This window comes from Plasticicumulans lactativorans (assembly GCF_004341245.1).
Classification (GTDB): domain Bacteria; phylum Pseudomonadota; class Gammaproteobacteria; order Competibacterales; family Competibacteraceae; genus Plasticicumulans_A; species Plasticicumulans_A lactativorans.
This window is the reverse complement of the sequence record NZ_SLWY01000006.1, coordinates 185,015-199,409: the sequence shown is the minus strand read 5'-3', so window position 1 is coordinate 199,409 and position 14,395 is coordinate 185,015. Positions and strand designations below refer to the sequence as shown.

Sequence of the window (14,395 nt, the reverse complement as noted above, 5' to 3'; positions counted from 1 at the left end):
CAATGCGGATACGCGCGCGCACCGGCGCGGCACGGCATGACAGCAGGACGATGGGGAGGTGATGCCGGAGTGCGGCGAGGAGAGGCGGTGCCTGATCCGGATGCCGGGATCGGATGGCGCTCCCTAGGGGGTTCGAACCCCTGTTCCCGCCGTGAGAGGGCGGTGTCCTAGGCCACTAGACGAAGGGAGCAAGCTGGTATCCGGTGAATGCGGCGCGTAGTATACGGACTCTTTCGCATTGCACAAGAGCCCGTCCGGAACCTCGCCATTGGAATCGAACCTCGCCCCCGGCACACCTGCCGTCATCCCCCGCTCCGATCATGGCATCTCGCGTTCCCGCATCAGCCCCAATGCGCTGAAGGTGATGTACCGCCTGCGCGCGGCCGGCTATCGCGCGTGCCTGGTGGGCGGGGGCGTGCGGGACCTGCTGCTCGGGCGTGAACCCAAGGACTTCGACGTCGGCACCGATGCGCACCCCGAGGAGGTCTACCGGCTGTTCCGCAACTGCCGGCTGATCGGCCGGCGCTTCCGGCTCGCGCACGTGCAGTTCGGCGACGAGATCATCGAGGTCGCGACCTTTCGCGCGCACAGCTCGGCCGATGAGGACGACGACAAGGGCGTGGTCACCGACGACGACGGCCGCATCCTCAGCGACAACGTCTACGGCACCATCGAGGACGATGCCTGGCGGCGCGATTTCACGATCAACGCGCTGTACTACGACATCGAGGATTTCTCCGTCCTCGACTACGTCGGCGGCATGGCGGACCTCGAGGCCGGCGTGATCCGCCTGATCGGCGACCCGGAACAGCGCTACCGCGAAGACCCGGTGCGGATGCTGCGGGCGGCGCGCTTCGCCGCGAAGCTCGGCATGCGCATGGAGGCCGAGACCGAGGCGGCCATCCACGTCCTCGGGCACCTGCTGCGCGACATCCCGCCGGCGCGCCTGTTCGACGAGGTGCTCAAGCTCTTCATGGGCGGCTACGCGGTGCAGACCTTCGAGCTGCTGCGCCTGCACGGCCTGTTCCGCCACCTGTTCCCGGCCACCGACCGCTGCCTGAAGCGCGAGGCGAGCGGTTTCCCGCGCCTGCTGGTGGTGCGCGCGCTGGAGAACACCGACGAGCGCGTGCAGGCCGACAAGCCGGTCACGCCGGCCTTCCTGTATGCCGCGCTGCTGTGGGAGCCGGTGCGTGCGCGCTTCGAATGTCACGTCGCCGACGGCGTCGGCGAGTTCGAGGCGATACAGCAGGCCGCCGACGAGGTGGTCGAGGCGCAGCTGCGCCACACCGCGCTGCCGCGCCGCTACGCGCTGCCGATGCGCGAGATCTGGTCGCTGCAGCCGCGCCTGCACGACATCACCGGCAAGCGGCCGCTGCGCCTGGCGGGGCACCCGCGCTTCCGCGCGGCGTTCGACTTCCTGCAGTTGCGCGCCGAGGTGGGCGAGCCGGTGCGCGAACTCGCCGCCTGGTGGGCGCGCTTCATCGGCCTCGACGAGGCCGCGCGCGAAGCGCTGGCGCACCCTGCGGCCGAGTCCGCGAACAAGCGGCCGCGGCGGCGGCGGCGCAGCCGCCAGGATGCCGTGCCGACCGGACCCGCAGAAGCCTGATCCGTCGTGAGCCGTGTTCGGGCCTACATCGGCCTCGGGGCCAACCTCGGCGATCCGCGTGCGGCGCTCGATGCCGCCTGCGCCGCGCTCGTCGCGCTGCCGGACAGCACGTTCGCCGGCCGCTCGCCGCTGTACCTGACGGCCCCGCTGGGCGGGCCGCCGGGGCAGCCGGACTACCTCAATGCCGTCGCCGCCCTCGATACCGCGCTCGCGCCCGGCGCGCTGCTCGCGCAGCTGCAGGCGATCGAGGCCGGACACGGGCGCACGCGCGAGGTGCGCTGGGGGCCGCGGACGCTCGACCTCGACCTGCTGCTGTACGGCGACGCCGTGGTCGACGAACCGACCCTGTGCGTTCCGCATCCGCGCCTGCATCAGCGCGCCTTCGTCCTGTATCCTTTGGCCGACCTTGCGCCCGATCTGTGCGTCCCGGGTCTCGGGACGCTGCAACGACTTCTCGCCGGGTGCCCGCGTGCGGGCATCCGGCGCCTCGATCCCCTGGAGTAGTCAGCATGTCGGAACGCCAACGTTCAGCGAACCAAGTCGACGACTGGGCCCGCGATTACCTCGGCCGGCGCCCCTTCGGCGCGCTGGCGCACGCGACACCGGCGGCGTCGCGAAACGCAGACACCGTGGCGCTCTCGGCGCCCGGGCGTGTGCCCGACGCCCGCGCGGCGGCCTGAGGAAACCCGACCCATGTATACGGAAGCGATCCGCAGCAAGCCGGTGACGGTTGCGACCCTGCGCCGCATGAAGGCCAACGGCGAGAAGATCGTCGTGCTCACGGCCTACGACGCGAGCTTCGCCGGCCTGATGGAAGCGGCGGGGGTGGACGTGATCCTCGTCGGCGACTCGCTCGGCATGGTGGTGCAGGGCCGCGACAGCACCGTCCCGGTCAGCGTGGACGACATGGTCTACCACTGCTCGATGGTCGCCCGCGGCAGCCACCTGCCGCTGCTGATCGCCGACCTGCCGTTCATGAGCTACGCGACGCTCGACCAGGGCCTGCGCAACGCCGCGCGGCTGATGCAGGAGGGCGGCGCGCGCATGGTCAAGCTGGAGGGCGGCAGCGAGGTGCTCGGCTTCGTGCGCGCCCTCTGCCACAACGGCGTGCCGGTCTGCGCGCACCTCGGCCTGCTGCCGCAGTCGGTGCACAAGGTCGGCGGCTACCGGGTGCAGGGGCGCGACGAGGTGTCGGCCCGGCGCATGCTCGACGATGCGCTCGCGCTGCAGGACGCCGGCGCCGATCTGCTGGTACTCGAATGCATCCCGGCCGAGCTCGGCACCCGCATCAGCGAAGCGCTCGAGATCCCGACCATCGGCATCGGGGCGGGCGTCGACTGCGACGGCCAGGTGCTGGTGGTCTACGACATACTCGACATCACCCTCGGGCACCGGCCGAAGTTCTCGCGCAACTTCATCGCCGGCCAGGAGGGCGGCGTGCGCGGCGCGCTCGAGGCCTACGTGCGCGCCGTGCGGCAGGGCGAGTTCCCGGCCCCCGAGCACTCCTTCTGAGGCGCCACGGGCGCCATTCCTGTCACGTTCGAGGAAGCCCCGTTACATGCAACTGATCCACGGCATCGCCGAACTGCGCGCGACGCTTGCCGCCTGGCGTCGCGCCGGCGAACGCATCGCACTCGTTCCCACGATGGGCAACCTGCACGCCGGCCACATCCGGCTGGTCGAGCGCGCGCGCGAACTGGCGCCGCGCACGATCGCGAGCGTGTTCGTCAACCCGATGCAGTTCGGGCCCAGCGAGGACTTCGCTGCCTACCCGCGCACGCTCGACGCCGATCGCACCCGGCTCGCCGCCGCGCAGCTCGACGTGCTGTTCGCGCCGGCGGTGACCGAGGTCTATCCGCGCGGGCTCGACGGCATGACCCAGGTGGCGGTACCCCACATCACCGACACCCTCTGCGGCCAGTCGCGGCCGGGGCATTTCACCGGCGTCACCACGGTCGTCGCCAAGCTCTTCAACATGGTGCAGCCCGACATCGCGCTGTTCGGCGAGAAGGACTGGCAGCAGCTGCAGGTGATCCGGCGCATGGCCGACGACCTCGACATGCCGATCGACATCGTCGGCGTGCCGACGGTGCGCGAGGCGGACGGGCTGGCGATGAGCTCGCGCAACGGCTACCTGTCGGCGGCGGAGCGTGCGCTGGCGCCGACGCTGTACGCCGTCCTCTCGGCCGCCGCCGAGCGCCTGCGCGCGGGCGAGCGCAATTTCGCGGCGGTCGAGACCGCTGCCGCCGAAACGCTCGACGAGGCCGGGCTGCGGCCCGACTACGTGCAGGTGCGTCGCGCCGACGATCTCGCCGCGCCGGGCGCGTCCGACCGCCACCTGCGCATCCTCGCCGCCGCCTGGCTCGGCCGTGCGCGCCTGATCGACAACTGCCCGGTCGAGCTGCCCGGCTGAAGCCGCACCGGCCCGCGCCCGCCCGGCGGGCCGGTGCGCCCCGAAGCGGATGCGCGCGCCGCGCCATCCCCCGCGTTCCACGGAGTCCGCCCCCATGCCCGATCCCTCGCGCTCCGACATCGATGCCGTGCTGCAGGGCACGGTCGACCCTTACCTGGAGAAGGACCTGCTCGCCGCCAGGTGCGTGCGGAACGTGCGCATCGAGGGGGGCGTCGTCGACGTCGACATCGCCCTCGGCTACCCCGCCGGCGAGCACGCCGACGCCCTCGCGCAGGACCTGCGCACGCGCCTCGCCGCCGTCGCGGGGGTGCAGCGTGCCGAGGTCGCGGTCAGCGCGCAGGTGATCGCGCACGAGGTGCAGAAGGGCCTGCGCCCGCTCGAAGGCGTGAAGAACGTCATCGCCATCGCCTCCGGCAAGGGCGGCGTCGGCAAGTCGACCACGGCGGTCAACCTGGCGCTGGCGCTGGCCGCCGACGGCGGCCGGGTGGGGGTGCTCGACGCCGACATCTACGGCCCCAGCCAGCCGCGCATGCTCGGCGCGCACCAGCGGCCGGAGTCGCTCGACGGCAAGCGCATCGAGCCGGTCGTCAGCCTCGGCCTGCAGAGCATGAGCATCGGCTACCTGGTCGACGAGGACACGCCGATGATCTGGCGCGGCCCGATGGTCACGCAGGCGCTGGAGCAACTGCTGCGCGACACGCGCTGGCAGGATCTCGACTACCTGATCATCGACCTGCCGCCGGGCACCGGCGACGTCCAGCTCACGCTGAGCCAGAAGATCCCGGTCAGCGGCGCGATCATCGTCACCACGCCGCAGGACATCGCCCTGCTCGACGCGCGCAAGGCGCTGAAGATGTTCGAGAAGGTCGAGGTCCCGGTGCTCGGCGTGGTGGAGAACATGAGCATCCACATCTGCTCGCAGTGCGGCCACGCCGAGCACATCTTCGGCGAGGGCGGCGGTACGCGCATGGCCGCCGAGTACGGCATACCGTTCCTCGGCAGCCTGCCGCTCGACATCCGCATCCGCGCCGAGACCGACGCCGGCCGTCCGACCGTCGCCGCCGACCCCGACGGCCGCATCGGCCGCCTGTACCGCGAGATCGCCCGCCGCGCCTCGGCCCGCCTCGCCCTGCAGGCCAAGAACTACAGCGGCCGTTTCCCCAACATCGTCATCAAGAAGAGCTGAGCGTCGCCGATGAGCATCAAGTCCGATACCTGGATCCGGCGCATGGCCGCCGCAAGGGCGATGATCGAGCCCTTCGAGCCGGGGCAGGTGCGGGCGGCCGACGGCCAGCGCATCATCTCCTACGGCACCTCGAGCTACGGCTACGACGTGCGCTGCGCCGACGAATTCAAGGTCTTCACCAACATCAACTCGACCATCGTCGACCCCAAGGCCTTCGACGAACGCAGCTTCGTCGAGATCCGCGGCGAGCGCTGCATCATCCCGCCCAACTCCTTCGCGCTCGCCCGCACCGTCGAGTACTTCCGCATCCCGCGCGAGGTGCTGGTGGTCTGTCTCGGCAAGAGCACCTACGCGCGCTGCGGGATCATCGTCAACGTGACGCCGCTCGAACCCGAGTGGGAAGGGCACGTCACGCTGGAGTTCTCGAACACCACGCCGCTGCCGGCGGTGATCTACGCCAACGAGGGCGTCGCGCAGATGCTCTTCTTCGGCGGCGACGAGGTCTGCGAGACCTCTTACGCCGACCGCGGCGGCAAGTACCAGGGCCAGACCGGCGTGACGCTGCCGCGGACCTGACGCGCAGCGGCGGCATGGCCCCGACACCTTGGTCACACGGTGGTCGTTACGCTATGCTCCGCCGCTGCGGCACGGTGGCGGATGCAAGGTCCGGCACCGGCGAGGAGCCACCGGCGCAAGCGCGGCAGGACGATTTCAGGAAGGGTGGCAGAGCGGTTTAATGCACTGGTCTTGAAAACCAGCGATGGGCGACCATCCGTGGGTTCGAATCCCACCCCTTCCGCCACTTCGAGATAATGCCGAGAACACCAGATTCCCGCCGATAAAAACGGCAACTTATGAGTTGCCTGAAATGGCATTTCTTTCGAGAGGATTAGACATTCCTACATCATGTCCATCTCATTCATCAAAATTTCAAAAGGGGCCACCTACTCACGCAAAACATTAGCCGAGTTATGGGGTTACATTAGTTATCACGCCATCGCTCGTGGGGTCGTTACGCCCCGCGGGAGCAACAAGATCGTTCTCTTCGTCACAGAAGAAAAGCAGTCCTCTGCCGAGCAGTATGCGGACCGCCTCTCAGGAAGCATCCTCGAATGGGAAGGCCCGACCGACCACTTTGCCGAAGACCGCATGCTAAATGCAGAGATCAATGGCGAAGAAATTCATCTCTTTCACCGTGAGCGCCATCACTCCGATTTCACCTACTGCGGTCGCCTAAAGGTGTCGCACCATGTTCTCCGTACCGATGGACCGAGTCAGTTCAAATTCCAGCTAATTTATTAATCCGGCAGCCAAAATAGTAATTAATTGTAGGCGATAAAGAGATTTCTAGTTAAGTCAATAGCATAAGCTAGACCAGGTAGAATTGGCGGCATCTCGGAACACGAATTCACTGCCACCCATGAAGCAGATCTCCTTTGCGACGCTGGCCGAAACCGGGAAAAAGCGCAAAACCAAGCGCGAACGGTTTCTGGAAGAGATGGAAACGGTGGTGCCGTGGGTGACGCTGATTGAGCCGCATTACCCGAAAGCGGGTAAGGGGCGCCGGCCGCGGGGTCTGGAGACGATGCTGCGCATCTACTTCATGCAGCAGTGGTTTGCCCTCTCCGACCCCGGCATGGAAGACGCCCTCTACGATGTGCCGTGCATGCGGGCCTTTGCCGGGCTGGACCTGCTTGACGGAGCGATGCCGGACGAGACGACAATCCTGAAGTTCCGTCGCCTGCTGGAGCGGCACCAACCAACTGACGGCGGCGATCATGAACGCCATCCGAACAGAATGGCTTGCTGCTCAAGGGCGGCACCATAGTCGACGCCACCCTCATCCATGCCCCGCCCTAGTATTCTCAGTTCCCATGCGTGTGCTGATCGAGTAATCACTGACACCGGCGCCGCGCCGGTGTTGGTTTATGCTGCATTAAGCAGCCCTGCTTCCGGTTGCGCTCTCAGCGGTCTACTGTCAGGTGATTACTACCTCCACACACGCCGTCCATCTCCGCCTCGAACGCGGCCTTCTCTTCCGGTGAGTTGAGGTTGACGAAGTGCTCGGGGCGGTCGCTGAAGTCGACCGGGGCGAGGCGGCGGGAGCGGAACCAGCGGTCGATCTTGCGTTCGCCGGCGGCGAGCTGTTCGGCGAGGTCGGCGTGGAGTTCGCGGCGCAGCAGCGCGAACACCGGCTGGGTGCGGACGCCGTCGTGCGCCACGGCGATCTCGGCGTCGTCGCGCAGCAGGGCGGCGTGCAGGCGCGCGGCGAGGTCGGGTGCCAGGCGCGGGCAGTCGCAGGGCACGGTCAGCAGCAGCGGCGTGGTGATGGCGCCGAGGGCGGCGCACATGCCGGCGAGCGGGCCGTCGAAGTCGCCGCTGGCGTCGGCGATCACCGGATGGCCCCAGGTGCGGTAGCGCTCGGCGTTGCGGTTGGCGTTGATGACGATGGCGCCGACCTGCGGCGCCAGCGCGGCGAGCGTGTAGCTGATCAGCGGCCGGCCGGCGACGTCGACCAGCCCCTTGTCGAGGCCGCCCATGCGCAGGCCGCGGCCTCCGGCGAGCACAACGGCGGTGATGTCGGGGAACATCCGGGACTCCTGCGCGACGCCGGCGGTGCGGCCGGCGCCCAAGCATGGCTCGCGCCGCGGCGGCCCGCCAGCGGCGCGAGCCGTCCCGTCAGGCCGCGGCGGGGACGGCGTCCTTCTCGTGGTAGGTGAAGTAGGTCGCGCTGATCGCGTCGTGGATCGCGCCGAGGCCGATCTGCAGGTCGTCGATGAACTCGTGCAGGCCGGCGTTCGCCAGCGCCTCGACGTCGGCTTCCAGCACCTGGCGCTCGGCCGCGTCCACGCTGGCCATCGCCGCCTCGGCGCGCGGCAGGCCGTGCAGGCCTTCCTTGAGGCGGGCGAGGCAGAAGCGCACGGTGCGCGGGAACAGCGGGTCCTGCAGCAGGTAGGCGAGCACATCCTGGCCGCGCACCCGCGCGCGCACCTGCTGGCGGTACATCTGGTAGGCCGACAGCGACTTCAGCACGCTCATCCACTGGATGCCCTGGAACGGCGCCAGCTCGCTCTCGCGCGTCAGCAGGCTCGCCGAGCGCACGTCGAGGATGCGCGTGGTCATGTCGGCGCGCTCGAGGTAGCGCCCGAGCAGCACGAAGTCGCGCGCCGGGGTGTGCGACAGGCAGCCTTCCAGGAAGCCGTTGAAGCGCTGGCAGCCCTGGATGACCTCGCGCAGGAAGTGCTCGCGCCCGCGCGGGCTGACGCCGTTGGCGAGGTTGTCGCGCACGTACAGGAAGATGTGGTTGAGCGCCTCCCAGGCCTCGCGCGGCATCACGTCGCGCGTGGTGCGCAGGTTCTCGCGGGCGCTGGTGAACGAGGACAGGATCGAGCCCGGGTTCTGCAGGTCGCCGGTGAGGAAGCTCACCACGGCGACCTCGCCGGCGCGGCCGAAGTGCTCGAAGAAGTGCTCGTGGCTGCCGGTGATGTAGATCAGCGGCTCCCAGCCGAACTGCGCCGAGCGCGGCAGGTCGAGCAGCAGGTTGGTGTTGACGTTGATCAGGCGTGCGGTGTCCTCGGCGCGCTCGACGTAGCGGGACATCCAGTAGAGGTTCTGGGCGACGCGCGAAAGCATGGTCAGGCCTCCTCCAGGTCGACGATCCAGGTGTCCTTGCTGCCGCCGCCCTGCGAGGAGTTCACCACCAGCGAGCCCTTGACCAGCGCGACGCGGGTGAGGCCGCCGGTGGTGACGTAGGTCTGCGGGCCGGAGAGGATGAACGGGCGCAGGTCGACGTGGCGCGGTTCGGCGTGCCCGTCGCACAGCGTGGGGCTGGTGGAGATGGTCAAGGTCGGTTGCGCCATGTAGTTGCGCGGGTTCGCGCGGATCAGTTCGGCGAAGGCGGCGCGCTTCTCGGCGGTGGAATGCGGGCCGACCAGCATGCCGTAGCCGCCGGACTCGTTCGCCGGCTTGACCACGAGCTTGTCGAGGTTGGCGAGCACGTGGTCGCGGTCCTTGTCGCGCATGCACAGGTAGCTCGGCACGTTGGGCAGGATCGGGTCCTGGTCCAGGTAGTACTTGATGATCTCGGGGACGTAGGCGTAGACGACCTTGTCGTCGGCCACGCCGGCGCCGGGGGCGTTGGCGAGCGCGACCTTGCCGGCGCGCCAGGCGCGCATCAGGCCGCGCGCGCCCAGCGTCGATTCCGGGTTGAACGCCTCGGGGTCGAGGAACAGGTCGTCGATGCGCCGGTAGATCACGTCGACGCGCTTCAGCCCGTAGATCGTGCGCATGTAGCAGCAGTCGTCGTCACCGACGACGAGGTCGGAGCCCTCGACGAGTTCCACCCCCATCTGCTGGGCGAGGTAGGCGTGCTCGAAGTACGCCGAGTTGTAGATGCCCGGCGTCATCACCACGATCTGCGGGTCGTCGCCGGGGCGCGGCGACATCGCCGCCAGCATGTCGTAGAGCTGCGACGGGTAGTCGTCGACCGGCAGGATGCGCGTGGATTCGAACAACTCGGGCAGCACGCGCTTGGTCACGACGCGGTTCTCGAGCATGTAGCTGACGCCGGAGGGCACCCGCAGGTTGTCCTCCAGCACGTACATGGTGCCGTCCTTGTCGCGCACCAGGTCCGAGCCGCAGATGTGCGCCCAGACGCGGTGCGGCGGGGTGATGCCGACGCACTGCGGGCGGAAGTTCACCGACTGCGCGAGGACGTCGGCCGGCAGGATGCCGTCCTTGATCACTTTCTGCTCGTGGTAGAGGTCGTCGATGAACAGGTTCAGCGCCGCCACGCGCTGCTTCAGCCCGGCCTCGATGCGCGTCCATTCGGTGAGCGGGATGATGCGCGGCATGATGTCGAACGGCCAGGCGCGGTCGATCATCCCGCCTTCGGAGTACACGGTGAAGGTGATGCCCATGACCCGGATGGCGATCTCGGCCGCTTCCTTGCGTTCGGCCAGCTCGGCGTCGGACAGCGATGCGAGGTACTCGCAAAGCGCTCGCGCCGTCGGGCGCGGCACGCTGCCGCTGGCGATCAGTTCGTCGTAAAACCCCTCGGTGGGGTAGTTGTGCCAGTCGAGTGAGCTCATGAAGCGTTCCTTGTTGGGCGTGTCGCAGTCATGGCCGAACCGCGCAACCGCGGCCCGGCCGCTGCCGCGGGACGTTCGATGACGGGAAGCAAGCGGCGTACCATGCCGTTGCGCCGGCATGGCCGGGCGGCCGCCGCGCGCCCCGGGTGTGCCAGCTTCTCACAGGGCGCAAGACCATAGCGCGCGCCGTCCGCTCCGTTGCCTGCACGGCGCTTCGCCGCCGCGGCGCCGCCGTCGCTGCCACCGCTCCAGAAGAGGGCGCCATGCTCGACGCCGATGCACGGAAACGGTGCGGCGCTTCGGTTCGATAGGTCCTCGATCTGCCCACCCTGCCACGGGACGCGCTCAGGCGACGGGTGGGCGTGTGGCGCGGGATGGCGCCGGCGCGCGGCGCGCGGCGCCTCCGCGGCCCCGGCTGCGTGTCGGCCGGGCGGGGGCGGGCGGCATATCTGCTTGATCGCCTTCCATGACGCGCCGCCGCACGCGGGCCGCCCGTCGCTGCCGGATGGTGGCGTGGTCCCCGCTTCGGGTCCGGGCGGAAATCTGGCAATACAGGTGGAACGCCGCTTGCTTTGCATGCCACGATGTTTCATCCATCTGTGCCCAGGGATCCGCCATGACCATCCGCGTTGCGCTCAACCATAAGACCTCCTATCGCTTCGACCGCGCCGTGGGACTGTCGCCGCACATCGTGCGCCTGCGGCCGGCGCCCCACGCGCGCACGCCCATCCCGGCCTACTCGCTGAAGATTTCGCCGCAGCCGCATTTCATCAACTGGCAGCAGGACCCCTTCGGCAACTTCCAGGCGCGGCTCGTGTTCCCCGAGAAGCTGAGCGAACTGTCGGTGGAAGTCGACCTGGTCGCCGAGATGACGGTGATCAACCCCTTCGACTTCTTCGTCGAGGAATACGCCGACGCGCTGCCCTTCGAGTACCCGCCGGACCTGCGCAAGGAACTCGCGCCCTACCTCGAGATCCGCGAGCGCGGGCCGCTGCTGCTCGACTGGCTGCGCGACGTGCCGCGTGAAGCGGCCAACACGGTCAACTTCATCGTCGACCTGAACCGCCGGCTGCAGCAGGACATCGCCTACCTGATCCGCATGGAGCCCGGCGTGCAGGCCGGCGAGGAGACGCTCGCCAAGGGTAGTGGGTCCTGCCGCGATTCGGCGTGGCTGATGGTGCAGATCCTCCGCCACCTCGGGCTCGCCGCGCGCTTCGTGTCGGGTTACCTGATCCAGTTGACCGCCGACGTCAAGTCGCTCGACGGCCCCTCGGGCCCCGAGGCCGACTTCACCGACCTGCACGCCTGGACCGAGGTCTTCGTGCCCGGCGCCGGCTGGATCGGGCTCGATCCGACCTCCGGCCTGCTCGCCGGCGAGGGCCACATCCCGCTCGCGGCGACACCCGACCCCTCGGGTGCCGCGCCGGTCACCGGCGCCACCGACAAGTGCGAGGTGGAGTTCGAGTTCTCGATGAGCGTCACGCGCATCCACGAGGACCCGCGCGTCACCAAGCCCTACACCGAAGAGGAGTGGGCCGCGATCGAGGCCCTGGGGCGGCACGTCGACGTGCGCCTGGACACCGGTGACGTGCGCCTGACGCTCGGCGGCGAGCCGACCTTCGTCTCGATCGACGACATGGACGGCGCCGAGTGGAATACCGCCGCGCTCGGCCCGACCAAGCGCGTGCTCGCCGGCACGCTGCTGAAGCGCCTGCGCGACCGCTTCGCGCCCGGTGGCCTGCTGCACTATTCGCAGGGCAAGTGGTACCCGGGCGAGCCGCTGCCGCGCTGGGCGCTCGCCTGCTACTGGCGCGCCGACGGCGTGCCGGCCTGGCGCGACGCCGCGCTGATCGCCGACGACCGCACCAGCCCCGGTTTCGGCCCCGCGCACGCGCGCCGTTTCGCCGAGGTGCTGGCGACGCGCCTGCACGTCTCGCCGAAGCGCCTGGTCCCCGGCTACGAGGACGCCTACTACTACCTCTGGTACGAACGCACGCTGCCGGTCAACGTCGACCCGCTCGACTTCGACCTGGACGACGCCGACGAGCGCCGCCGGCTCGCCAAGCTGCTCGAACGCGGCCTCGGCGAGACCACCGGCTACGTGCTGCCGCTGCGCTGGAACCACCACCAGAACGCCTGGGAGAGCGGCGCCTGGCCGCTGCGGCGCGAGCACCTGTACCTGATCCCCGGCGACTCGCCGATGGGCTACCGCCTGCCGCTCGCCGCGCTGCCCTGGGCCGAGCGTCGCGACATCCCGGTCGAGCAGTCGATGTTCGAGTTCCGCGAGGCGCTCGGCGACATCCACGGCGAGGTCATGCGCCGCTACAGCGAGTACCTGCACCAGCGTCCCGCCGACGCCTACGTCGAGCACGGCGAGGGCCTGCATCCGGCGTACGCCCGCGGACCGCTCGGCAGCGATGCGGCGGGCGAGGGCTACTACCTGCGCGACGGCGGCAGCCCGGTGCGCAGCGCCTTCGCCCCCGAGCGCCAGGATCAGCGCGAGGACTACGAGGCGACCGTCCACACGGCGCTGTGCGTGGAGCCGCGCGACGGCCAGCTCTACATCTTCATGCCGCCGGTGGCGCAGCTCGAGCACTACCTCGATCTGGTGGCGTGCATCGAGCACACCGCCGCCGACCTCAACATGCCGGTGTTCGTCGAGGGCTATCCGCCGCCGAACGATCCGCGGCTGAAGAAGTTCCTGATCACCCCCGACCCCGGCGTGATCGAGGTCAACGTGATGCCGGCGGCGAACTGGGACGAGCTCGTGCGCAACACCGAGATCCTCTACGAGGAGGCGCGGCTGACCCGCCTGGGCACCGAGAAGTTCATGCTCGACGGGCGCCACACCGGTACCGGCGGCGGCAACCACGTCACCCTCGGCGGCGCCACCCCGGCGGATTCGCCCTTCCTGCGCCGCCCCGACCTGCTGAAGAGCCTGCTCACCTACTGGCAGCACCATCCGAGCCTGTCGTACCTGTTCTCGGGCATGTTCCTCGGCCCGACCAGCCAGGCGCCGCGCGTCGACGAGGCCCGCAACGACAGCCTCTACGAGCTCGAGATCGCCTTCCAGCAGATGCCGCAGGGCGAGGTGCCGGCGCCGTGGCTGGTCGATCGCCTGCTGCGCAACCTGTTGATCGACGTCACGGGCAACACGCACCGCGCCGAGTTCTGCATCGACAAGCTGTATTCGCCGGACTCGGCCACCGGCCGCCTCGGCCTGGTCGAGCTGCGCGCCTTCGAGATGCCGCCGCACGCGCGCATGAGCCTGATGCAGATGCTCTTGATCCGCGCCATCGTCGCGCGCTGCTGGGAGCAGCCCTACGGCGGCCCGCTGTGCCGCTGGGGCACCACGCTGCACGACCGCTGGCTGCTTCCGCACCACCTCTGGGCGGACATGAAGGACGTGCTGAGCGATCTCGATCGTGCCGGCTTCGCCTTCGATCCGGCGTGGATCGCGCCGTTCATGGAGTTCCGCTTCCCGGTCTACGGGCGCATCGCGCAGCAGGACATCGAGCTCGAACTGCGCCAGGCGATCGAGCCGTGGCACGTGCTCGGCGAGGAGGTCGCGCTCGGCGGCACCGCGCGCTACGTCGATTCGTCGGTCGAGCGCATGCAGGTCAAGGTCGAGGGGCTGAACGGCGACCGCTACGTGGTCGCCTGCAACGGACGGCGGGTGCCGCTGCGCCCCACCGGCACGCAGGGGCAGTTCGTCGCCGGCGTGCGCTACCGCGCCTGGCAGCCGCCGTCGGCGCTGCACCCGACGATCCCGGTGCACGCGCCGCTGGTGTTCGACATCGTCGACACCTGGAACGACCGCTCGATCGGCGGTTGCACCTACCACGTCTCGCACCCGGCCGGGCGCAACTTCGTCGCCTTCCCGATCAACGCCAACGAGGCCGAGGCGCGTCGCCTCGCGCGCTTCTGGTCCTACGGGCACACCCCGGGCGCGATGCACGCGCCGCCCGAGGAGCCGAGCCGCGAGTTCCCGCACACCCTCGACCTGCGGCGGCGTTGAGGGCCGGCCGCCGTGATGCGGCCGGCGTGCGCGCACCACGGCGGAGCGGTCGCGATACTCCCTTGGAGGCGTCCGCTGGCCG

At 69.3% G+C, this 14,395-nt stretch carries 12 protein-coding genes, 2 tRNA genes and 1 pseudogene; 11 read left to right on the top strand and 4 right to left on the bottom strand.

All coding sequences use genetic code 11. The annotated features are described in order from the left end of the window. Positions 1-114 precede the first annotated feature (114 nt). Positions 115-190, bottom strand: a tRNA-Glu gene (locus EV699_RS06670). Positions 191-268: 78 nt separating this feature from the next. Here EV699_RS06670 and pcnB point away from each other — a divergent pair. The 10 genes and pseudogenes from pcnB to EV699_RS06625 form a co-directional block, all read left to right on the top strand. Beyond that, positions 269-1,606, top strand: a complete 1,338-nt coding sequence (gene pcnB / locus EV699_RS06665; RefSeq protein ID WP_132540404.1) for a polynucleotide adenylyltransferase PcnB — start codon at positions 269-271, stop codon at positions 1,604-1,606. 6 nt (positions 1,607-1,612) lie between these two features. Next, the gene (gene folK, locus EV699_RS06660; RefSeq protein WP_132540401.1) at positions 1,613-2,110 is read left to right on the top strand and encodes a 2-amino-4-hydroxy-6-hydroxymethyldihydropteridine diphosphokinase; all 498 of its coding nucleotides are present in this window, start codon (positions 1,613-1,615) and stop codon (positions 2,108-2,110) included. A gap of 5 nt (positions 2,111-2,115) precedes the next feature. Next, complete coding sequence (locus EV699_RS19885; protein WP_165904059.1) at positions 2,116-2,286, top strand: hypothetical protein; 171 nt, start codon at positions 2,116-2,118, stop codon at positions 2,284-2,286. 13 nt (positions 2,287-2,299) lie between these two features. After that, positions 2,300-3,118 (top strand): 3-methyl-2-oxobutanoate hydroxymethyltransferase, encoded by an 819-nt coding sequence (gene panB, locus EV699_RS06655; protein WP_207922997.1) that lies wholly within the window; start codon positions 2,300-2,302, stop codon positions 3,116-3,118. 46 nt (positions 3,119-3,164) lie between these two features. Beyond that, positions 3,165-4,019, top strand: coding sequence for a pantoate--beta-alanine ligase (gene panC / locus EV699_RS06650; RefSeq protein WP_132540398.1), 855 nt, complete (start codon positions 3,165-3,167; stop codon positions 4,017-4,019). Between the two features lie 94 nt (positions 4,020-4,113). Continuing rightward, a complete protein-coding gene (gene apbC / locus EV699_RS06645) occupies positions 4,114-5,205 on the top strand; it encodes an iron-sulfur cluster carrier protein ApbC (protein WP_132540395.1) in 1,092 nt (363 codons plus the stop codon). 9 nt (positions 5,206-5,214) lie between these two features. After that, positions 5,215-5,781: a dCTP deaminase gene (gene dcd, locus EV699_RS06640; protein ID WP_132540392.1), complete on the top strand. Its 567-nt coding sequence runs from the start codon at positions 5,215-5,217 to the stop codon at positions 5,779-5,781. 138 nt (positions 5,782-5,919) lie between these two features. Next, a tRNA-Ser gene (locus EV699_RS06635) sits at positions 5,920-6,007 on the top strand. Between the two features lie 104 nt (positions 6,008-6,111). After that, on the top strand, positions 6,112-6,507 hold the full coding sequence (locus EV699_RS06630; protein ID WP_132540389.1) for a hypothetical protein: 396 nt from the start codon (positions 6,112-6,114) through the stop codon (positions 6,505-6,507). A 118-nt stretch (positions 6,508-6,625) separates the two neighbouring features. Further along, positions 6,626-7,059: pseudogene (locus tag EV699_RS06625) on the top strand (transposase); the annotation flags it as partial. 110 nt (positions 7,060-7,169) lie between these two features. On the opposite strand, the gene mobA reads toward EV699_RS06625, so the two are convergent. The 3 genes from mobA to EV699_RS06610 all read right to left on the bottom strand — a co-directional run bounded on the left by mobA (position 7,170) and on the right by EV699_RS06610 (position 10,295). Continuing rightward, a complete protein-coding gene (mobA, locus tag EV699_RS06620; protein WP_132540386.1) occupies positions 7,170-7,796 on the bottom strand; it encodes a molybdenum cofactor guanylyltransferase MobA in 627 nt (208 codons plus the stop codon). Between the two features lie 88 nt (positions 7,797-7,884). After that, entirely contained in the window at positions 7,885-8,838 is a 954-nt protein-coding gene (locus EV699_RS06615) for an alpha-E domain-containing protein (protein ID WP_132540383.1), read from the bottom strand. A 2-nt stretch (positions 8,839-8,840) separates the two neighbouring features. Next, positions 8,841-10,295: a circularly permuted type 2 ATP-grasp protein gene (locus EV699_RS06610; RefSeq protein WP_132540380.1), complete on the bottom strand. Its 1,455-nt coding sequence runs from the start codon at positions 10,293-10,295 to the stop codon at positions 8,841-8,843. Positions 10,296-10,911: 616 nt separating this feature from the next. On the opposite strand from EV699_RS06610, the gene EV699_RS06605 reads away from it, so the two are divergent. Then, positions 10,912-14,313: a transglutaminase family protein gene (locus tag EV699_RS06605; protein ID WP_132540377.1), complete on the top strand. Its 3,402-nt coding sequence runs from the start codon at positions 10,912-10,914 to the stop codon at positions 14,311-14,313. Positions 14,314-14,395: the final 82 nt, after the last annotated feature.